The organism is Parachryseolinea silvisoli (assembly GCF_021190955.1).
GTDB classification, from domain to species: domain Bacteria; phylum Bacteroidota; class Bacteroidia; order Cytophagales; family Cyclobacteriaceae; genus Ohtaekwangia; species Ohtaekwangia silvisoli.
The window spans coordinates 177,731-197,624 of sequence record NZ_JAIOAO010000001.1; the positions used below are offsets into that span (position 1 = coordinate 177,731).

Annotated in this window: 20 protein-coding genes; 13 read left to right on the forward strand and 7 right to left on the reverse strand. The window is 53.5% G+C overall.

Annotated elements, in window-relative coordinates; all coding sequences use genetic code 11:
- The first annotated feature begins 1 nt into the window (after position 1).
- The 6 genes from hisC to hisIE are packed head-to-tail and all read left to right on the forward strand — an operon-like array spanning position 2 to position 4,884.
- Positions 2-1,051: a histidinol-phosphate transaminase gene (gene hisC, locus K7P01_RS00785; protein ID WP_267288824.1), complete on the forward strand. Its 1,050-nt coding sequence runs from the start codon at positions 2-4 to the stop codon at positions 1,049-1,051.
- Complete coding sequence (gene hisB, locus K7P01_RS00790; RefSeq protein ID WP_267288826.1) at positions 1,048-2,163, forward strand: bifunctional histidinol-phosphatase/imidazoleglycerol-phosphate dehydratase HisB; 1,116 nt, start codon at positions 1,048-1,050, stop codon at positions 2,161-2,163. The genes hisC and hisB overlap by 4 nt, the downstream gene beginning before the upstream one ends.
- Before the next feature lie 21 nt (positions 2,164-2,184).
- Positions 2,185-2,772, forward strand: coding sequence for an imidazole glycerol phosphate synthase subunit HisH (gene hisH / locus K7P01_RS00795; RefSeq protein ID WP_267288828.1), 588 nt, complete (start codon positions 2,185-2,187; stop codon positions 2,770-2,772).
- Between the two features lie 13 nt (positions 2,773-2,785).
- Positions 2,786-3,499: a 1-(5-phosphoribosyl)-5-[(5-phosphoribosylamino)methylideneamino]imidazole-4-carboxamide isomerase gene (gene hisA, locus K7P01_RS00800; RefSeq protein ID WP_267288830.1), complete on the forward strand. Its 714-nt coding sequence runs from the start codon at positions 2,786-2,788 to the stop codon at positions 3,497-3,499.
- A 2-nt stretch (positions 3,500-3,501) separates the two neighbouring features.
- Positions 3,502-4,254, forward strand: a complete 753-nt coding sequence (gene hisF / locus K7P01_RS00805) for an imidazole glycerol phosphate synthase subunit HisF (RefSeq protein WP_267288832.1) — start codon at positions 3,502-3,504, stop codon at positions 4,252-4,254.
- Positions 4,255-4,278: 24 nt separating this feature from the next.
- A complete protein-coding gene (gene hisIE / locus K7P01_RS00810; RefSeq protein ID WP_267288834.1) occupies positions 4,279-4,884 on the forward strand; it encodes a bifunctional phosphoribosyl-AMP cyclohydrolase/phosphoribosyl-ATP diphosphatase HisIE in 606 nt (201 codons plus the stop codon).
- 12 nt (positions 4,885-4,896) lie between these two features.
- Here hisIE and K7P01_RS00815 read toward each other — a convergent pair whose 3' ends face one another.
- Entirely contained in the window at positions 4,897-6,381 is a 1,485-nt protein-coding gene (locus K7P01_RS00815; protein ID WP_267288836.1) for a dihydrolipoyl dehydrogenase family protein, read from the reverse strand.
- A 169-nt stretch (positions 6,382-6,550) separates the two neighbouring features.
- Here K7P01_RS00815 and K7P01_RS00820 point away from each other — a divergent pair, with 169 nt between their 5' ends.
- The 3 genes from K7P01_RS00820 (at position 6,551) to K7P01_RS00830 (ending at position 11,033) form a co-directional block, all read left to right on the forward strand.
- Positions 6,551-8,536 carry a sensor histidine kinase gene (locus tag K7P01_RS00820; RefSeq protein ID WP_267288837.1) on the forward strand — a complete coding sequence of 662 codons (1,986 nt, stop codon included), beginning with the start codon at positions 6,551-6,553 and terminating at the stop codon, positions 8,534-8,536.
- Between the two features lie 66 nt (positions 8,537-8,602).
- Complete coding sequence (locus K7P01_RS00825; RefSeq protein ID WP_267288839.1) at positions 8,603-10,204, forward strand: Ig-like domain-containing protein; 1,602 nt, start codon at positions 8,603-8,605, stop codon at positions 10,202-10,204.
- 244 nt (positions 10,205-10,448) lie between these two features.
- Positions 10,449-11,033 (forward strand): phosphatase PAP2 family protein, encoded by a 585-nt coding sequence (locus tag K7P01_RS00830; RefSeq protein ID WP_267288841.1) that lies wholly within the window; start codon positions 10,449-10,451, stop codon positions 11,031-11,033.
- Positions 11,034-11,038: 5 nt separating this feature from the next.
- Here the strand turns inward: K7P01_RS00830 and K7P01_RS00835 are convergent, their stop codons facing one another.
- Entirely contained in the window at positions 11,039-11,623 is a 585-nt protein-coding gene (locus K7P01_RS00835) for a riboflavin synthase (protein WP_267288843.1), read from the reverse strand.
- A gap of 89 nt (positions 11,624-11,712) precedes the next feature.
- Between K7P01_RS00835 and K7P01_RS00840 the strand changes: the two genes are divergently transcribed.
- From K7P01_RS00840 to K7P01_RS00855, 4 genes are read left to right on the forward strand one after another with little or no spacing between them, the layout of a single operon-like run.
- Positions 11,713-12,291, forward strand: a complete 579-nt coding sequence (locus K7P01_RS00840) for a hypothetical protein (protein WP_267288845.1) — start codon at positions 11,713-11,715, stop codon at positions 12,289-12,291.
- A complete protein-coding gene (locus K7P01_RS00845) occupies positions 12,284-12,577 on the forward strand; it encodes a winged helix-turn-helix domain-containing protein (protein WP_267288847.1) in 294 nt (97 codons plus the stop codon). Before K7P01_RS00840 ends, K7P01_RS00845 begins: the two co-directional genes overlap by 8 nt.
- Entirely contained in the window at positions 12,574-13,122 is a 549-nt protein-coding gene (locus K7P01_RS00850) for a DUF1579 domain-containing protein (protein ID WP_267288849.1), read from the forward strand. Before K7P01_RS00845 ends, K7P01_RS00850 begins: the two co-directional genes overlap by 4 nt.
- Positions 13,123-13,168: 46 nt before the next feature.
- A complete protein-coding gene (locus K7P01_RS00855) occupies positions 13,169-14,125 on the forward strand; it encodes a DUF72 domain-containing protein (protein WP_267288851.1) in 957 nt (318 codons plus the stop codon).
- Here K7P01_RS00855 and K7P01_RS00860 read toward each other — a convergent pair whose 3' ends face one another.
- The 5 genes from K7P01_RS00860 to K7P01_RS00880 form a co-directional block, all read right to left on the reverse strand.
- Positions 14,126-15,022: a M48 family metallopeptidase gene (locus K7P01_RS00860; RefSeq protein ID WP_267288853.1), complete on the reverse strand. Its 897-nt coding sequence runs from the start codon at positions 15,020-15,022 to the stop codon at positions 14,126-14,128. It abuts the gene before it with no gap.
- Positions 15,023-15,026: 4 nt separating this feature from the next.
- On the reverse strand, positions 15,027-15,458 hold the full coding sequence (locus K7P01_RS00865) for a hypothetical protein (protein WP_267288855.1): 432 nt from the start codon (positions 15,456-15,458) through the stop codon (positions 15,027-15,029).
- 2 nt (positions 15,459-15,460) lie between these two features.
- The gene (locus K7P01_RS00870) at positions 15,461-15,877 is read right to left on the reverse strand and encodes a DUF2752 domain-containing protein (protein ID WP_267288857.1); all 417 of its coding nucleotides are present in this window, start codon (positions 15,875-15,877) and stop codon (positions 15,461-15,463) included.
- Between the two features lie 25 nt (positions 15,878-15,902).
- Entirely contained in the window at positions 15,903-16,238 is a 336-nt protein-coding gene (locus tag K7P01_RS00875) for a TM2 domain-containing protein (RefSeq protein WP_267288859.1), read from the reverse strand.
- A gap of 109 nt (positions 16,239-16,347) precedes the next feature.
- Entirely contained in the window at positions 16,348-19,863 is a 3,516-nt protein-coding gene (locus K7P01_RS00880) for an FG-GAP-like repeat-containing protein (RefSeq protein WP_267288861.1), read from the reverse strand.
- Positions 19,864-19,894 lie beyond the last annotated feature (31 nt).

A 19,894-nucleotide genomic window follows, 5' to 3' on the forward strand; every position in this document is an offset into this window, starting at 1 on the left:
TATGAGTAAGAAAAAAACATTTCCCGATATCAACACCCTGGTGCGGAAGAACATTCTCACCATGAAGCCCTATTCATCGGCGCGCGACGAGTTTAAAGGCGAAGCCGATATATACCTGGATGCCAACGAAAATCCCTACCAGTCGCCGTACAACCGGTATCCCGACCCGTTGCAACGGCGCGTAAAGGACGAGCTGGCGACCGTTAAAGAAGTACGCCCCGAGCAAATCTTCCTGGGCAACGGCAGCGATGAAGCCATCGACCTCATCATTCGCGCCTTCTGCGAGCCCAACCAGGATTCGATCCTCATCACGGAGCCCACCTACGGCATGTACTCGGTGTGCGCCGAAGTAAACGCCGTGAATGTACAACAGGTACTGCTCACCCCGGACTTCGACCTCGACCTCGAAGCTTTTCCCAAAACATTCGACGCCACCACCAAGGTGATCTTCCTCTGCAGTCCCAACAACCCCACAGGGAATCTGTTGAGCCGCGACAAGATCCTCGAAGTGTTAAAGCGGTTTTATGGATTGGTCGTAATCGACGAAGCCTATATCGACTTTGCCAAAGGCAAAAGCTTTCTGCAAGAGCTGGACAAATATCCCAACCTGGTCGTACTGCAAACATTCTCCAAAGCCTGGGGACTGGCGGGTCTGCGCCTCGGTATGGCGTTCGCTTCAGAAGCAATCATAAACGTCCTCAACAAGATCAAGTACCCCTATAACGTAAACATCCGCACGCAAGAGCTTGCGCTCGATGCACTCGAGAACCGGCATGTGATGGAAGATTGGGTGAAGCAGATCGTGCAGCAGCGCACTAAAGTGATCAAAGCTTTGGAGAAACTGCGCATTACCGAAAAGGTATTCCCGACCGACAGCAACTTTGTGCTGGTGCGTGTACAAGATGCCCCGGCAACCTATAAATACCTGTTGGATCAGAAGATCATCGTCCGTGATCGCTCACGCGTAGTACTGTGCTATAACTGCCTGCGCATAACCATCGGCACTCCCGAAGAAAACGAACGCCTCCTCAACGCCCTGGAAGAATTATGAAAAAAGTATTGTTTATAGACCGCGACGGCACGCTGATACTCGAACCACCCGATGAGCAAATCGACTCGCTGGAGAAGCTGGAATATTACCCCGGTGTATTTACCTGGCTCGGCAAAATTGCCGCCGAAGGTAACTACGAGCTGGTGATGGTCACCAACCAGGACGGCCTCGGTACGGACAGCTTTCCCGAAGACACTTTCTGGCCGGCGCACAATCGCATGCTGCAGACGTTCGCCAACGAGCAGATCGTCTTCCCCAAGATCTTTATCGACCGCAGCTTTGCGCGGGAGAACAAACCTACACGCAAGCCCGGTACAGGGCTGCTAACGGAGTTCCTGACGGGCGAATACGACCTGGCCAACTCCTACGTCATCGGCGACCGCGCCACCGACGTCGAGCTCGCGCGTAACCTGGGTGCAAAGGGCATCCTGTTAAACAATGGCAGCCTGCAAGACAAGCTCGACAGCCAGGGCCTCACGCCCCACTGCGCGCTCGTCACCACGCACTGGAAAGACATCCACACACTCCTGACGGCGCCGCCACGCAAGGCTACCGTAAAGCGTACGACAAAGGAAACCGACATCGACATTGTCATCAACCTCGACGGCAGTGGCAAGTCGTCCATTCATACCGGCCTCGGCTTCTTCGACCATATGCTCGACCAGCTCGCCCGCCACGGCAACATCGACCTCGAGATCCGTGTGAAGGGCGACCTGCACATCGACGAGCATCACACCATTGAAGACACCGCCCTCGCCCTGGGTGAAGCTTTCCTGCAAGCCCTCGGCGACAAGCGTGGCATAGGTCGCTATGGCTTCTGCCTGCCGATGGACGACTGCCTGGCGCAAGTGGCCATCGACTTCGGCGGTCGCCCCTGGATGGTGTGGGATGCTGAGTTCAAGCGGGAGAAGATCGGCGAGATGCCCACGGAAATGTTCCACCACTTCTTCAAGTCGTTTTCCGATACCTCGAAAAGCAACCTGAATGTCCGCGTGGAAGGCACCAATGAGCACCATAAGATCGAAGCCATCTTTAAGGCTTTTGCAAAAGCCATTCGCATGGCGATTAAAAAAGAAGGCGACCAATTGCCTTCTACAAAAGGAACACTGTAATAAAAACGCAGGCCCCGAATTATGAAGCTTGTTATCATTAAATACAACGCCGGCAATATCCAGTCTGTGTCCTTTGCCCTCGAGCGACTCGGTGTAGACTTTACCATCACCGACCAGGCCGAGGCCATCCAGCAGGCCGACAAGGTAATCTTTCCGGGTGTAGGCGAAGCCAGCACCACCATGCGTTACCTGCACGACAAAAAGCTCGACGCGGTCATTCGCAGCTTGCGCCAACCGGTGCTCGGCATTTGCCTGGGCATGCAACTCTTGTGCAAACACTCCGAAGAGAATGACACGCCCTGCCTGGGCATCTTCGACGAGACCGTGAAGCGCTTCGAGCCGCAGCCCGACAAGAAAGTACCCCACATGGGCTGGAACAACCTGACATTGACCGCCAACAGCTGGCTGGACCCGGCGCTGGAAAACAAGTTCGCCTACTTCGTGCACAGCTACTACGTTCCGGTCAATGCACACACCAGTAGCCTGACGGAGTATACCGTACCGTTCAGCGCGGCCATGCACCGCGACAACTTCTATGCGGTGCAGTTTCACCCCGAAAAATCGGCCGAAGCCGGCGTACTGGTACTCCAGAGCTTTTTGAACGTCTAACCCCTCCTACTCCGTGAGAATTATACCTGCGATCGACATCATTGACGGAAAGTGCGTACGCCTGACACAGGGCGACTATGCGCAAAAGAAGATATACCACGAAAACCCGCTCGACGCCGCACGCGCCTTTGAAGATGCCGGACTGCAATACTTACACCTGGTGGACCTCGACGGCGCCAAGGCCGGCAAGGTCATCAACTGGGAAGTAGCCGAAATGCTTACCAGCAAGACGTCGTTGCAAATTGACTTCGGCGGCGGCATCAAAACCGACCGCGAAGTAAACGACCTCTTTGCCTTGGGCATACACCAGGTAAACCTGGGCAGTATCGCGGTAAAAGAACCTGAGAAAGTCGCTGCATGGATTGAGACCTTCGGTGCAGAACGCATCATCCTGAGCGCCGATGTAAAAGACGAACGCATCGCCATTGCAGGCTGGCAGGAAAATGCGCCGATCAACATCACACAGTTCCTACGCAACTACGTGCAGTTTGGTATCGAATATGTAACGTGTACCGACATCCGCACAGACGGTATGCTAAGCGGCCCCAACCTGGAGCTTTACAAAAGACTGCTCCTCAACTTTCCGCAGTTGGCCTTGATTGCCAGCGGCGGTGTGAGCTGTGTGGAAGACCTCCGACAGCTTAAGCAAATTGGTGTCGACGGCGTCATTGTCGGCAAAGCCATTTACGAAGGAAGAATTACCTTACAAGAATTAACTACGATCTGACCGTGCTTACGAAACGTATTATACCCTGCCTCGACATCAAAGACGGCCGCACTGTAAAAGGTGTCAACTTCGTCAACATCCGCGATGCGGGCGACCCGGTAGAGCTCGGCGCGCGGTATGCCCAGGAGGGCGCCGACGAGCTGGTGTTTCTCGACATCTCTGCCACCAACGAGCAACGCAAGACGTTCGCTTCGCTGGTGCGCGACATCGCCCGGCACATCAACATTCCGTTTACAGTAGGGGGTGGCATCAGCAGTGTGGCCGACGTCGCGCCACTGCTCGAAGCCGGCGCAGACAAAGTAAGTGTCAACTCGGCCGCGGTGCGCAACCCCGGGCTGATCGACGAGCTGTCGCGTGCCTTTGGTGCCCAGTGCATTGTACTGGCCATCGATGCCCGCAAAGTTGACAACGCATGGGTTGTGCATACACACGGTGGCAAGAACGCCACCGATAAAAAGCTATTCACCTGGGCCAAAGAGGGCCAGGAGCGCGGCGCCGGCGAGATTCTCTTCACCAGCATGGACCACGATGGCACCAAGGCCGGCTTTGCCAACGACGCATTAAGTAAACTGCATACGCTTCTGCAAATACCGGTCATTGCTTCGGGCGGCGCCGGTGCAGCAGAACATTTTATGGATACCTTTATACTCGGGCAGGCCGATGCTGCCCTGGCGGCCAGTATCTTTCACTTCGGCGAAGTAAAACTTCCCGACCTCAAAGGGTATCTGCGTCAACGTGGCATCAGCATCCGGTAATCTCATCATGATCGTTACAACACCATGGCAACACAACCTACTATAAACTTTACCAAGCTCGACGGCCTCGTGCCGTGCATCGTACAGGATACCCGCACCCGGCGCGTGCTCATGCTTGGCTTCATGAACCAGGAGGCCTACGACAAAACCGTGCGCGACAAACGCGTGACCTTCTTCAGCCGCAGCAAACAACGGCTCTGGACCAAAGGCGAAACATCGGGCAATTTTCTAGAGCTCGACGAAATCCTCGTCGACTGCGATCAGGACACGGTATTGATCAAAGCCTCTCCCAAAGGTCCTACCTGCCACACGGGCGCCGACACGTGCTTTCAGGAGACTAACGATCATCCCTTCGACGTGCATACGCTCGAAGCCATCATACACGACCGCAAGGCCAACCCACGCAAAGGCTCCTATACCAACAGTCTGCTCGATCTCGGCATTAACAAAGTAGCGCAAAAGGTGGGTGAAGAAGCCGTCGAGCTCATCATCGAAGCCAAGGACAATAACAAAGACTTATTCCTCGGCGAAGCTTCCGACCTGCTATACCATTACCTGGTACTGCTCGCGGCAAAAGGCTATACGCTGGACGACGTATTGGACATACTGAAAAAAAGACATCAAAAGTAAAACGATACCGGCTCAGAACCGGATGTCAGCATACTCGCCGGCGGAATACGTGCGGCATGAAAGCCGGCCTTTGAGCGCATCGGGTTTGAACAGCGACTTGCCCAGCAGCATGCGCACACATTCCTGTATACCCTCTGTAATGGACGGGTGCGGGTGTACACATTCTGCCAGCTCTTCAATGCCTTTATCCATAGAGATCAGCAACGCCACGGCCTGAATAGCGCTGGAGGCCTGATTGCCGATCACTTTCATGCCGAGTATCTTCATGTGCTCGTCATTCGTTACCAACAGTTTGATAAAGCCTTGTGTATTGCGCTTGGCAATAGCACGCGGAATACAGCTATAGTCCAGCGTCGCTACTCTGTAGTCGATATCACGTTCGCGTGCTTGTGTTTCATTTAGTCCCACACCGGCCACCTCGGGATTGAGGAACATGATCGTACTGATATTTTCATACAACAGCTTGCGGTCAGGACTGCCAAAGATTTTCTCAACAGCGTACCGTCCTTCCAGCTCGCCCACGTTCACCAACGAGATGTCGGCCGTAATGTCGCCCACGGCATAGATATTGGAAATATTGGTTTGTGTATCGTTGTCTTCAATGCCACGTTTTGAGATGGTGATATTGACACTGTCCTCCCACAGGTCTTCGTAGTTGGGCACCCGCCCTACCGCGACCAATGCCTTCGCGACGTTGAACACCGCTTTGCTGCCATCGTCATATTCCAGCTCGTATTCGACACGTTCGTGTTTCACTTCCATGCGTATCAGCCGCGAATTACGGTGTATCAATACGCCGCTGTTTTCCATGTTGCGCTCGATCACGCGCACGACGTCTTCGTCTTCAAACGGCAGAATACGATCGCCTTTGTCAATCAGGTGTACTTTGGTCTGACCGAAACCAGAGAAGATGGTAGCATACTCGCAACCAATAACACCCGCACCGACAATCACCATGCTCTCCGGAAAGTCATCCATCGCCTCCACGCCTTCGCTGGTCATGACATACTTCTCGTCGATCGGCAATTCGGGCAGGTAACGCGGACGGCTACCCGTCGCCAGGATGATGTTGTCTGTCCAAACCACCTCGTGACCAAACAGGGCGTGACTAATCTCCACCTCGTTTTGACTCAACAGACGCGCAACGCCTTTCTTAAACGAGAGCAGCCCTGCATAGTGTGAGTCTTGTATCAGGTGTAAGTGCTCTTCCAGCATACCCATGCGTTCACCCACGGCGCGCACGACCTCCGCTTGTGTCTCCTTATAGTTGATGCTGGGGGCCTCGAGATTAAACCGCCGCAGGTTCTTGCGGAAAGAGGCCGTTTCGCGGGAAAGCTCCCACCAGGTTTTAGACGATAGGGCACCGTTGGTAACACCCGCACCGCCGACGTTGTTTTTCTCGATCAGCAGTACTTTCTTCTTAAAATCCAATGCACGCATAGCCGCCGCATAGCCAGAAGGTCCTGCCCCGATAACAACCAGGTCATATTTTTCCATAAAAAACCAAAAAAGACAATGATTTGTACACAAGATACGGTTTACCCCGCGGGTTCAAAACGGGATTTACCTAAAAATCAATCTTCTTAAATACCGTGAAAAACCCCGCACGCACTTATCTACATTTATTCTTAGATTTGGTCTCTAACCCCACCAGGCCCCACGCCGCATGAGTCTCATCCATCCCGTATTATACGTAGGGCAAAAATTTGTCGGCACGGCTGCGGACAAGCGCGGGGTTATTCTTTCCAACGCCATTAGCCTGAGCCTGCTGGGTTTGAGCCTGATACTATTTGTATTCTACTACATCTGGTTTGACTGGAACTTTGTTACGATCGCCATTCCCTGTGTAGGTTTGTTGGCCTGCGTCAGCATATTATTAAACGCACTGGGCCACACGCACAGCAGCCGTGTATGGATCTGCCTGCTGATTCCCAGTCTCATCACAGCGTTGTCTATTTACTCCAAACAAATTTATTACGCCAACCAGGAGGAGCTCGATTATTTTACGTTCCGGTTTATCGTCCTGGGCACCTGCTCCTTTCCGTGGATATTCTTTTCCATCCGTGAGAAAAAATATCTCATCGGCTGTGCCATGGCCGGCCTCAGCATTCTGATGTTGTTTGATCCGCTACACTCTGCTTTTGGTGTAGGCTACAACAAGCCCTATATGGCCATCGAGATGTATTACTTTACCAACATTGTAATCTTCATCTCGTATTGCATCCTCATCAGCGCGCTGGCTTTTCTGAAATGGGTCTCCGAGAAAAACGAGCAGCGCAGTCTGGACCTGATCGAAGAGCTGCACCAGGCCAACGAATTGCTGACCGAAAAGAATGCCGAGATCGAAGCCCAAAGCGCCGAGCTACAGGCCCAGAGCGACGTGTTGCAGAACAATCAAAAAGATCTCGTCAACGCGTACGATATCATCCAGGAGCAAAAAGAACGGCTATTCTCCAAAAACCAATTGCTTTCGACAGAGCTCCTGGCCAAAAATAAAGATCTAACCGACACGAACAGCGAGCTGATCAAACATAACAATGAGCTGCGGCAGTTCTCCTATACAGTGTCACACAACCTGCGCGGCCCGGTCGCCAGTCTGCTGGGGCTGGTAGACCTGGTGGCACCCGAGAAATTCCAACCCGAAGATGCCGAGGTGATGCAGCACATTCGCATTGCCGCCGAAAATCTGGACACCATTATAAAGGACCTCACGAAGATCATCGACATTCGTCACGACATCTTCAAGATCCGCCAGAAGATAATTTTACAGAACGAAGTACACGACACGGTACAGCTATTGCAAAAGGATGTTCACCAGCATAACATCGAGATCCGTACAAACTTTACGGCATGCCCCCATATTTACTCCGTAAAGCCGATGGTGCATAGTATTTTATATAACCTGTTGAGCAATGCTATTAAATACCGCTCGCCAGAGCGGCCGCCGGTCATCGAGGTCAGCGCCCGTGAAAGCGATCGCTATACCGTACTGGAAGTCCGCGACAACGGTATGGGCATGGACCTGAAGCAACACAAAGACAACATCTTTAAACTTTACAAACGCTTCCACTTTCACACCGAAGGCAAAGGCCTTGGCCTGTACCTGGTAAAGCTGCAAGCGGAAGCGCTGGGCGGCACCGTAGACGTGGAAAGCGAATTGAATCGGTTCACGACGTTCAAAGTATACCTGCGCAAGCCCGACGACGTCGAGCGCCAGATCCTGTACAAAGAGTCCTATGCCGAGATTTTCTTTGATGCCCGTTTGAATGCGACAGGCGTTATTTGGTCCGGACCCGTTACCGGCGAACAGTATCGCCATGCGTATCGCAAGTGCCTCGATTTCGTCAAGACCTATAACTCGCCCAACTATATTGCTGATATCTCGCGGCAGGGTCATATTGAAGACAATGAGCTACAATGGATGCTCGACAGCATTCTGCCCGAAGCCACGCGCAACGGCCTGCGGCGCATTGCCACGATCCAGCACGACGCCGAAGACGAACACGTCCAGCAATATATACGCCGCATCGCTGAACAGCTGCTGACACTGAACATCATTAGCCGGCATTTCCGCACATTTCAGGAAGCCACGGCCTGGCTGGAACAAGAGAATGAGGATCTGGCACTCAAAAACGCCAACAGTAGAAGATAAACCAATAACTTTATAGCCAATATTTCGTATTAGCAACAAACACTTTAATCTTATTCCAACCATACCATGCTTAGCCGTAATTTCTTTCCGCTACGGATGTGTTCTGTAGCCCTGACCCTGTTTATCGCCGCCGCGACCGTTTCCTGCAGCGACGACGATACCGCCCCCGAAAACACCGAAAACCGTTCGGATGATGATGACGATCCCGCAGAAGATACCGAAGCGCCTACGGTAAACCTGACAGGCATCACCGACGGCGAAGTCGTCTGGAATGTCGTTACCCTCAACGTATCCGCTTCCGACAACCAGGCCGTGGATAAGGTCGAAATCAAAGTAGATAACACCCTGCTCACCACCCGCACCGAAGCAACCTTCGAAGCAGATGTAGACACCCAGCCTCTCGCAGAAGGCGCACACGACATCACCGTCCGCGCACTAGACAAAGCCGGCAATGAGCATGAAGTATCGATGACCGTGATCGTGCAAAACATACTGGTCGCGACACACGTTCCCGATGACTATTTCACGGTCAACCCGAACCGTCGGGGTTTTATCTTTCTTTCCGACAACGACGGCAGGATCATCACCGTCCGCGAATATGAGACGGCCGGCGAAGCGATCGAGCTAAGAGCGCCCGACTTTGACGGAAGCGAGTTCTCCATCACCGAAGTAACCTACCTGAGCGGATACGCCAATGCCCGGACCTTCACCCGCGTGAACCGCGGCACGTGGGTCACCACCGGTGTCAGCGACCACAACTTTCAGGACTATCTCAATCACTACACCGGCAAGGTAACGTTCAACTTTACGAATAGCGCTCCGGGCACGACGTATGGACTTTCCGTAGCCCACGCTGAACGTGAATTTTCAAGTGAAAGCGCCCTCGCCGTGGACCTGTACAGCGCAAGCAGTAAGCTCCTGATCACCCGCCAGGCTATACGCCCGGAGACCGGCGTCGCCTATCCCACGCACTACGCCGTATACCCCAACGTAACCGGTGGTACGAGCGTAGGCGTCAACCTGGCGGCCGTCGTGCAACCGACCATCGAACAAACCGTACAATCCGACTTTGCCACCGGCGTTGTACGGATTTACGGCATCGGCAACCCGGCGCGTCCCCGCGAAATGCATCCGATCAGTCTCGCCTATTGCGCCAACCACGAATTGAAGTTTAACTATCCCGGCAACGCCTTCCCGGAATATTTCCACACCTATTTCTACGAAACCGGTGAGGGCGAATATTATTATAACAACCAGCGCGGATTGCCGACCCTGGACAAGCTCGAATGCAACGCCGACCTGACCGCTGACGGAGCCTACTTCACCGGCTCAGTCGCCGGCGAAGGCGTCGACACCTATGTACTCACTTTATCGAGCGATACACAAGGTTGGACCATCTGGGCGGCGCCCGGTGAGCAAGACATCAAACTGCCGGAAATTCCCTTTGCCGTTTCGGGCTTTATGTCGCACAACTATATCTTAAACCGTTCGACTGTTACCGCAGTAGACTTTAGCGACATGGAGGGATACGAAAGCTGGCTGGCCTATATCCGTGCGTCAGCCTACGGCCTGGAAGGCTGGGACGAACCGGGGGCCATCAGCCACCGTGCATACAAGAAATACCTCCTCTGGGCCGGCGGCGCCGGACGCCAACCAGCCGGCAAGTAAAAGACACGACTACCAACAGTATAAAAGCCACGGACCAACACTGTGGCTTTTTTATTTTTATATTGTACCTACTACTCCCGAAAACTTCGGCGCCGCGTACAAACGGTACGACCGCAGCCTTCTTCCGGCTTTAGAAGGCCGCATACACATCAACCGGGACGTGCCAGGGCAAAAAGCAATATATCAACGCCCATTAACACAAAAAGCCATGGTATAAAGCCCTGGCTTTTTTACATTTACCCCCATGGAGCAACTCGTCGAATGGGATAAAGCATTCTTTTTATACCTCAACGGCCAGCATACACCCTGGCTGGACCCAGTCATGACGGTATTGTCACATCGCCTGACGTGGGTGCCGCTATACCTATGTTTGCTGGTATTTATTATACGGCGACACGGCCGCGAAAGCTGGGTTCCCGTGGTCGGCATTATCATCACCATCCTGCTGGCCGACCAGGTTTGCAGCAGCCTGTTAAAACCCATCGTCGGCCGGTTTCGCCCTTCACACGAGCCCTCCCTCGACGGACTCGTACACATTGTTGATGGCTACCGTGGTGGACAGTATGGTTTTGCCTCCAGCCACGCCGGCAACACGTTTGGCCTGGCCATGTTCTTTATCCTGCAGTATCGCCGGGTCTGGAAGTGGACGTGGGTGTTATTGCCCTGGGCAGCGATCGTCGCCTATACCCGGATCTATCTCGGCGTGCATTATCCCGGCGATGTCATCGTAGGCGCGCTGATCGGCATGCTGGCTGCATATGCCGGCAGCGGGACGTCCAGAGGCCTCAGGAAAGCCATTCACGGCCGGCGCCCCACCTCGGCAGTCTGAGGGCACTACTTGCCTAACAACCGCTTCACATACTTGCCGATAATGTCGAACTCGAGGTTCACCGTATCGCCCGTCTTTAACTGATGGAAATTGGTGTGCTCGTAGGTATACGGAATGATCGCTACGGTAAAGCCATTGTCGCGGCTGTTAAAACAGGTAAGGCTCACGCCATTCACGGCGATAGACCCCTTCTCAACCGTTACATTGCCCACACCGGGATCGTACTCAAAGTCGAATAACCAACTGCCATCCTTTTCGGTAATGCGTGTGACGATCCCTGTCTGGTCAACATGGCCCTGTACAACGTGCCCGTCAAACCGCCCGTTGCTCAACATGCAGCGTTCCAGGTTCACGACGCCGCCCGGCTTCAAAGCCCCCAGGTTGGATTTTTGCAAAGTTTCATCGATGGCTACTACCTGGTACCCGTCCGGGCCGGTTTCGACAACCGTCAGGCATACGCCGTTGTGCGAAACACTCTGGTCAATCTTTAATTCCCGGCTTAGCGCACTATGAATGGTAAAACGGCGGTTGCTCCCCTCCTGCTGCACCGCCTCCACGCGACCGGCGGCTTCAATGATTCCTGTAAACATGCCCCAAATTAGCGTTTTTTGGCCCTTTCTGATAAATAATTTTGGTTTATAAAATAAACTACTTTATGTTTGAGTCATATTCAAACACAATGGAACCTACCGCTCAACCCATGACCCCCCAGGAGAGCCTCGACCTGATCACGAGCATGATCCGTCAGGCCCAGCGCAATGTGCAACAAAGCAGTTACTACTTTTTACTTTGGGGCTGGGTAGTAGCCCTATCCCACGCCAGTGCGTATGTGCTTCTCATGATGGACTATCGTCGGCCGTACCTGGTCTGGCTGCTCACCATTCCGGCCTGGATCATCACCGTTTACAAGTCGCGGCAACAAGGTCGCACCGCCCGCTCCGTGTCGCATTTAGACCATATCACCTGGGCGCTCTGGACCAGCTTTGGCATCTGCATTTTTACACTGGTCGCCTTTGGGTATAAGATCAATTTTCAGCTTAATGCCGTCATTCTATTGGTGTGTGCACTGCCGACAAGTGTCTCCGGCGTGATCTTGCGTTTCAAGCCGTTGATCTGGGGCGGCGTTTGTTTCTGGCTGTGTGGCATTGCCAGCTTCCTGCTGCCGGCCTCGTGGCAACACATCGTGGGCCTTGTCGCCATTGTATCGGGTTATCTCGTGCCCGGGTATCTGCTGCGCAATAAACTGAAGAATGTTTAAGGAACTCGACCCGCTTTTACACGCGCAGTTGCGCCTGGCCGTGATGTCACTGCTCATGAGCCTGGAGTCGGCAGAGTTTACTTTCCTGAAAGAAAAGACCAGCAGCACAGCCGGCAACCTCAGTGTACAGCTCGACAAGCTGGCCGAGGCAGAATATATAGTCCTCGAAAAAACCTTTCGTGGCAAAAAGCCCTTAACGACCTGTCGCATTACACCGAAAGGTATAGCAGCCTTTGAACAATATGTAAACGACCTCAAACAATACTTAAACCATAACCCCTCATGAAAAACACGTTGATCCTCCTCCTGATGCTGGCCCTGCACATGCTCTTCAGCCGCACACTGCCCGCACAAGACGCCGCCAATACCGGCAAGCTCAAACCTTTTGCTGCCTGGATCGGCCGCTGGCAAGGCGAAAGCTCGATGAAGATGGACAATGGCCCGGCCCGTACCGCGCACGTGGACGAGCATGTGGAAATGAAGCTCGAAGGCGCCATCATTGTTGTGGAAGGTGTTGGCAAAGCCGTCAATCCTACTACCAAACAAGAGACCGTCGTACACCATGCTTTTGGTGTATTGTCGTATGACCTGAACACCCAGGAGTATAAATTCAAAACATACCTGAAGGATGGTCGCGGCACCGACGCCTGGGTGAAGCCGACCGGCGACAATGCCTTTCAATGGGGCTTTGATATTCCCAACCGCGGCAAGACCCGGTATGCCATCACGATCGACCCGGTTAAAAAAACGTGGCACGAAACGGGCGAGTTCTCGGCCGACGGCGCCACCTGGTTCCCCTTTATGGAAATGAACCTGACGCGGGTCGATTAGTATTCCGAATGTGCTACTTTTACCAGTAGCACGTTTTATACACATCATGGAATTTGGAAAGGTAGATCCGAACACACTCGACGCAATTGACTTCACACTCCCGGCAGACCCTGCCGGGACCACGGCTATACTGCAGGCAACGAACCACGCCAGGCCGGAAATCTTTGTCGGGTGTGCCAAGTGGGGACGCAAAGACTGGGTCGGTAAGGTCTACCCACCCGGCACGCGGGAGTCGGACTTTCTGGAACACTACGCACGCCATTTCAACTGCATTGAAATGAACGCCACGTTTTATCGGATGCCGACAGTAAGCCAAACCAATAGCTGGCGCGAGAAGGTAGGACCTGATTTTAAGTTCTGCCCCAAGTTCACGGAAGACATCACCCATGGGAAACGACTAAAAGATGTACAGGAGCTAACCGATCGCTTCCTGGAAGGTATAGCAGGGTTTCAAAACAACCTGGGCCCTATCTTCCTGATGCCGCACCCCAGCATGGGACCGCAGACGCAGGATACCCTCGAAGCATTTTTAAAAGCGCTCCCGCGCGACCTCGACGTCTTTGTAGAATTCAGAAACACGGGTTGGTTCAGCGACCCGCAGGCGTTCAAGTCCGTCTTTGAAATGTTAACGCACAATCATTACGGCTCCGTTATTTCCGATGCCTCGGGACGACGCGATTGTGTGCACATGCGGCTGACGACGCCAGAGGCTTTTATCCGGTTTGTAGGCAACGGCCTGCACCCCACAGACTATACGCGCATCGACGCATGGGTACAGCGCATCAAACAGTGGATGGGCCACGGCATTCAGAAGATATACTTCTTCATGCACCAGCACGACGAGCTTCATTCGCCCGAGCTGATCAAATACTTCATCGCAGAGCTAAACAAACATTGTGGCACAAACGTACGGGAGCCGGCGTTTATTCCCCAGCAAAGTACGTTGTTCGATCTTCCGCCGATGAGTGCCCCCACCGGGCGAAGACCTTCGCGAAAATTCTGATTATTGTACCACAGTCGTATCCGCGCCGACTTCTTCGGTCATATCTACTACGGAGTCCGCTTCGGAGTCATAGCCACGCAGATCATCCTCGTTTTCATCTTCCTCATAGCTGGATACCAGGCGTTGAATCTCCTTCCAGTCGGTACCGAGAATAGGTTCAGGCTCCAGAGTATAGTTTTTCTTCAACTTGATGATCTCGCCTGCACGTTCGTCGGTGTCGGGGTGCGTGCTGATCCAGACCAGCTCTTCGGGCATATCGTGCTTGCGCGCAAGGCGGAAGAAGAAGTTGCTGAGATGCTGGGGATCGATGTTGGCCGCTGCCAGCGTTTCTACCGCGAAGGCATCTGCTTCGCGTTCTTTATCACGATCAAAGGCCGTGGACGAGAGCATCCTGGCAGTTTCGCGGGCAATCTCACCACCGGCTTCACCTCCGGCGATAGCGAAAAGCATGGAGAGGCCGATATCTTTGGTGAGTTTTTTCATAACGTGGTTCTTTTCGATGTGGCCAATCTCGTGGGCCATAACACCCGCTACTTCCTCCGGCTTTTCTGCATACTCCAGCAAACCGGTGAAGACCACCAGGTGATCGTCCGGCAACGCAAAGGCGTTGACTTCGCTGTTGCGCACCAGGTGCACCTTGATCTTGCTGCAGTCTAAGTGTTTGCCCTCGCACAGGCGCGTCTTGATGGAATCCAGCACCGCCTGAAGCTTTTTGTTGTGGACCTCTTCGCTGGTCAGGGTGATACTTTCGAGAATGATTTCGCCGAGCTTTTGTTCGCTTTCCGCCGCGAACTTATCTACCCGGTCGCGGTTGATAAACTCAATACGGCTGAGGAGAAACCACAGGCCGAAGAAGGAGATGACCAGTACAGCAAACTGGATCAGTACTTTTTCCATGATATCAGTCTTTACAGATGAGAGCGGTTAACGGACCAAAGAACCAAAATGACACGTGTTGTCCCTTGCGGGTAACAATGGCGGCATATACGGTAGCGATAAACTCGCTGATGTTAAACAATACCACGGTGATCATGTAAGCAATGTAGGGATTGGTTAACGTGACATCGCCGAAAATAATAGACATGGTCCAGGCAAAGCCGGCACTGTTCATGCACAGCACCGTGGCTTGTGAGAGCAGCGCTTGCGTGCAATGCCAGCGCACGAAAAACGTGCCCTTGCGGTTGCCAAAATAAAAGAATAGTGTAGCCAGTAGGTTGATAATGGGCAGTGGCAACCCGGCGATTACCGCCACGACAGACATGAGGTAGCTGTTCGATGCTTTTTCACTTTCGTAGTCATCGGGCCGGTATGCAAATTCCGATACTTGTGCCATGGTTAAAGATCTTTAAGGATGTTCCAGCCCCAGTTCACGAGGACAAGGGCAATGAGGGGTATGTACAATAACTTCTGTTGCTGCAGTTGGAGCTCCGCCCAATGGTAGGCCCCGGGTAACGTACGCTTGCGCTGTACGCCGTCATACAACGCCCAGGCCGGCAGCACTATCAACAGAATGGCGGCCACAAGGCCGAGGGGATTGATCCACAACGCTTCCTGGATATTGCCATGCAGGAGGGAAAGAAGGGACCGGGTAATGCCACACGAAGGACACGGTACGCCTGTCATGTGTTTGAACACACACAGCGTAACGTGGGCGTGGTCATCGCCTCCGAAGAGATGATACCCCAACCAGGCATACCCGGCCCCAGTCAAGAATACGATCAAGCCATAAACACTACGGTTACTCAGTGCCATACGATCGGATTCTGTTAAAGATGGTTTATACCACTTGCAGCAGACGCTCGAAATTTATTTCGCGCGTGCGTGCCTGGATCATGAACCAGTCAACAATGGTCCAGATGCCCAGGCCACCGCAGGTCAGGAGCTTTGCAATGCCAAGACCTGTGTCACCGATCATAAAACGATCGATACCAAGGCTACCGGCCAGAATAGAGACAATCAGGATAGTAGTGGGGTCTTTCAGATTTATAGCGTGCAATTGAGCAAAACGGCTTTCGTCCAACGCCAGGAGGCGCTCGCGGATCAGGGGAATCTTGTTACCATCGAAGAACTTGGCGTTCGTCATCAGGTACATGTCAATCTTTGATGAATCCATAGATAATTGTGGAAAGGTTAGAACAGTGAATTTTTGTGAAAGATATCCATTACCGCAAATAAGTCAATGAACATGACAGAAATGTGGCCACTTTACAGTTTTTTCACCATCACAGGGCCTTATGCCCTACCCCACCGAAGGTATACAGTGTGGCCTCGCGTACATTACCGGACAGTGTGATCTGTCGCGACGACTGCGACAGATAGCCCGCCCCATAGAACAATTCCACCCGTTGCTTGCGGCCGTCGGTATATACCACCTCCAGCCTGCAGTCCAGTGGCCCCGGCGTAATATGCCGGGTTTCGCCCTGTACAGGTACCTGAAACACTTTCAGGCTGTCTCGGTTTTGTGATGCCAGAAACAGCTCACCTTTCGGCATCGGTACCCGCACCAATGCCTTGGCATCGCCGGGTACATAGAAGCCACTTTGTTCGGACGGCACTACGCGAAAGGCCCCTTTTCCATCGCCCAGCAGCACCAGCCCGGTAAAGGCATCATACCGGCCGGCAAACACCTCATTGCCATAATCATTGCCGACAAGCAGCACATCCTGGTGGCCATCGCGATTGACGTCGGTTGTCACCATGCCGTTGACAGGGGCTACCTGCACCGCCATGGGCAACGCATGTAGGGTAAACCGCCCCCCGCCCCCATTTTCGATATACGCCGAGCGCAGCTGGTTTGCCTCCAGCACGACAACGTCTTTCAACTCTTCGGGTGAAAGCAAATTCTGCATGGTGACCTTGCTGTACTGTTTATAGCGCGCATACTTGTTCCGGAACTTCGGGCTCTGCGAGTTGATCTCATCCCAGAAATGCACGGGAAACAGGCGTTTGGTATCGTCTGTCATAGACGTTTTCATATAGCACGCCAGCACCGGGTCAATGCTGCCATTGCCATCGACATCCTTGGCCGTAAGGCGCAGCGGATACTCTTTCGTTACCTGAAAGCCATTGTTCTCGCCCAGGTTGCCGGCCAGATAATCGGTGTCGCCATCCTCATCAAAGTCGCCCGCTACCAGGCTGTTCCACCACCCTACCGATGTTTCAACCCCCGTCTGTTCGATGCGTTGCAACATGCCCGATTGGTTCCGGAAAAAGGTGATCGGCATAAACTCGCCGGCCACCACCAGGTCTACACGGCCATCGTTGTCGATATCCGACCAGAGCGCATCCGTGACCATGCCCACCCGGCGCAACGCAGGGGCCACTGATTCCGTCACATCGGTAAACCGGCCGCCCTGGTTCTGCAACAGGTAGCTGTCGGGTGATAACGGATAGCTGCCGGGAATCACGCGCCCGCCGACAAACAGGTCGAGATCGCCGTCGGCGTCATAGTCCGCCGCCCGTACGCACGAGCTGCTGGCTTGTATCACGGGAAGCCTATCGGCGTCCTCGGTAAACTGCCCTTTGCCATTATTGATGTATACACTGTGGCGATACCGTTCGGCCGCAGCATTTTCGACACTTCCCGCGGATACGTACAAGTCGAGGTCGCCGTCAAGGTCAGCGTCGAACAGCAGCATTCCGGCCATTTCGCGTTGTTTGTCGTTGGAGCGGAGCGCCTGGGGTACCCGTTGAAAGGTGCCGTCTTTCTTTTGAATAAATACGGCCGGTTCCTGGTTGGCCGAGGCGCCGATGACCACATCGTCGAGGCCATCGCCGTTTATGTCGCCACTACACAACGCGGGGCCTGCCTGTGAGAACTTATGGGGCAAGGTGCGCTGCAGGTTAAAGTCAATCTTGTCTTCCTCCTCGTGCCGGTACGCAACCTTGTCCGGCGCGGCGGCCAGTAACGGCGCGGCTACGCGGTCCATCCAGGCCGGCCGGGGCGCTGTCGGGGCGTTCGCTTGGGCGGTAACATCCAGCACCTGGTTTGCCGGCACCTGGACCAACTGTTGCAACGTGCCGTCGGGCCATGCAATCCACACCGTATCAGCCTGGCGGGAAGCGCCCAGGCCAAAGTGTAGCGTCGGCTCCACCGTAGACAAGAACCCACGCGAAGGATAATACTCCTGGTACTGCGTGCGATTGCCGTCGCGCAACCACACCTTGGCACCCACCGCCATCACGCCTTGCGGGAAACGTACCCGCAGAAAGTTGCTCGCGGGCGGTGCATCACTGTCCGGAGTATATAATGTATTTTCAAAAAACAAGGCAGCTTCATTGATATCGCTGACGACATAATCCAGGTCACCATCGTTGTCGAAGTCCGCATACGCGGCACCGTTGGAAAACGACGGCACGTCAAGGCCCCATGCTTTGGTGGCATCCGTAAAAGTCAAATCACCATTATTGCGAAAGGCGTAGTTCGGTATACGTACTACTGGAATCGAGTCAATGAGCTGTGCAGCGCTGGCCACTTTCCCCACGTCGTTACGGTAATTTGAAAAATCCTTGTCGGTTACGTCTTTGGGGAAACCGTTGGTGACGAGCAGGTCTTTATACCCGTCGTTATCGATGTCGGCGAACAAGGGTGACCAGCTCCACTCCGTCTGGTACACCCCAGCCATCTGACCGATCTCGCTGAACTTGATACCTTTCTCAAACCCGTTGTTCAGGTGCAGCATGTTACGCACATACTGGTACTCGTAGCCATACTTTTCGTTGTGGATATAGTTGAGGTACGATTTATTGCTGATGGTGGTCTTTTTACGATCGTTGTTTTCGGGCAGCATGTCGACCGTAATGATGTCGGGCCGGCCGTCATTGTTGATGTCACCGGCATCGTTGCCCATCGAGAATTGACTCTGATGGCCTACGTATTCGGCAATTTTGTTACGGAAGGTGCCGTCGCGCTGGTTCATGTACAATACATCGTTCGACAAGTAGTCGTTTGAAATATAGAGATCCGGCCAACCATCGAGGTTTAGATCGGCAACCGAGAGGCCCAGGCCAAAGCCTTCCAGGGTGATCCCCGCGGTGACGGATACGTCCGTAAAGGTGCCGTTGCCATTGTTGCGATAGAGACGGTCGTTGTTGAGTGCCGTGCCATCGGCAATTTTGGGCCGGTAGTTTGTGGGCAGATGATCCATGCGCTGGTTGATCAGGACAAACAGGTCGAGATCACTGTCGCGATCGTAATCCAGAAAAGCAGCGGTTACGCTGTAACCTCCGTCGGTAACACCGTATGCTTCCGCTTCGTCGGCAAAGACCGGCAGGCCTTGTTCGTTCAGTCCCTTGTTGATAAACAACATGTTCTTACGGTCGGCCGAGTCGGGCTTCATGGTCGCACAAACGTAGATATCCATCTTGCCATCCTGATTGACGTCGGCTATCGCCACACCCGAGTTCCACCGGCCGGGTATCGTTACATTCGCCGTGGCCGTCACATCTTCAAACGCAAGATTGCCCCGATTCAGGTACAATCGGTTGGGCACGGCATTGCCCGCGAAAAAAATGTCTTGCAGCCCGTCGTTGTTAAAGTCGGCTACTCCTACTCCGCCGCCATTGTAGATATACTCTTGTGTAAGGATATTGAAGGAATCGCTTTCTTGTATAGTATTCTCGAAATCTATACCGGTCTTGTCGGCAGACAGCCGCCGGAAAAGCGTCGTGGAAGGTTTGTCGCACGAGCATGTCAGGACGACCAACAGTGCGAACGGAAATAAAGATGCTTTGTACATGGAGATACAGGGTCAGGCTAATAAAAAGGCA

Coding starts and splice junctions, on each gene's coding strand:
- hisC (WP_267288824.1), top strand. CDS start 2: ATGAGTAAGAAAAAAACATTTCCCGATATCAACACCCTGGTGCGGAAG.
- hisB (WP_267288826.1), top strand. CDS start 1,048: ATGAAAAAAGTATTGTTTATAGACCGCGACGGCACGCTGATACTCGAA.
- hisH (WP_267288828.1), top strand. CDS start 2,185: ATGAAGCTTGTTATCATTAAATACAACGCCGGCAATATCCAGTCTGTG.
- hisIE (WP_267288834.1), top strand. CDS start 4,279: ATGGCAACACAACCTACTATAAACTTTACCAAGCTCGACGGCCTCGTG.
- K7P01_RS00815 (WP_267288836.1), bottom strand. CDS start 6,381: ATGGAAAAATATGACCTGGTTGTTATCGGGGCAGGACCTTCTGGCTAT.
- K7P01_RS00820 (WP_267288837.1), top strand. CDS start 6,551: ATGAGTCTCATCCATCCCGTATTATACGTAGGGCAAAAATTTGTCGGC.
- K7P01_RS00825 (WP_267288839.1), top strand. CDS start 8,603: ATGCTTAGCCGTAATTTCTTTCCGCTACGGATGTGTTCTGTAGCCCTG.
- K7P01_RS00830 (WP_267288841.1), top strand. CDS start 10,449: ATGGAGCAACTCGTCGAATGGGATAAAGCATTCTTTTTATACCTCAAC.
- K7P01_RS00835 (WP_267288843.1), bottom strand. CDS start 11,623: ATGTTTACAGGAATCATTGAAGCCGCCGGTCGCGTGGAGGCGGTGCAG.
- K7P01_RS00840 (WP_267288845.1), top strand. CDS start 11,713: ATGGAACCTACCGCTCAACCCATGACCCCCCAGGAGAGCCTCGACCTG.
- K7P01_RS00845 (WP_267288847.1), top strand. CDS start 12,284: ATGTTTAAGGAACTCGACCCGCTTTTACACGCGCAGTTGCGCCTGGCC.
- K7P01_RS00850 (WP_267288849.1), top strand. CDS start 12,574: ATGAAAAACACGTTGATCCTCCTCCTGATGCTGGCCCTGCACATGCTC.
- K7P01_RS00855 (WP_267288851.1), top strand. CDS start 13,169: ATGGAATTTGGAAAGGTAGATCCGAACACACTCGACGCAATTGACTTC.
- K7P01_RS00860 (WP_267288853.1), bottom strand. CDS start 15,022: ATGGAAAAAGTACTGATCCAGTTTGCTGTACTGGTCATCTCCTTCTTC.
- K7P01_RS00865 (WP_267288855.1), bottom strand. CDS start 15,458: ATGGCACAAGTATCGGAATTTGCATACCGGCCCGATGACTACGAAAGT.
- K7P01_RS00870 (WP_267288857.1), bottom strand. CDS start 15,877: ATGGCACTGAGTAACCGTAGTGTTTATGGCTTGATCGTATTCTTGACT.
- K7P01_RS00875 (WP_267288859.1), bottom strand. CDS start 16,238: ATGGATTCATCAAAGATTGACATGTACCTGATGACGAACGCCAAGTTC.
- K7P01_RS00880 (WP_267288861.1), bottom strand. CDS start 19,863: ATGTACAAAGCATCTTTATTTCCGTTCGCACTGTTGGTCGTCCTGACA.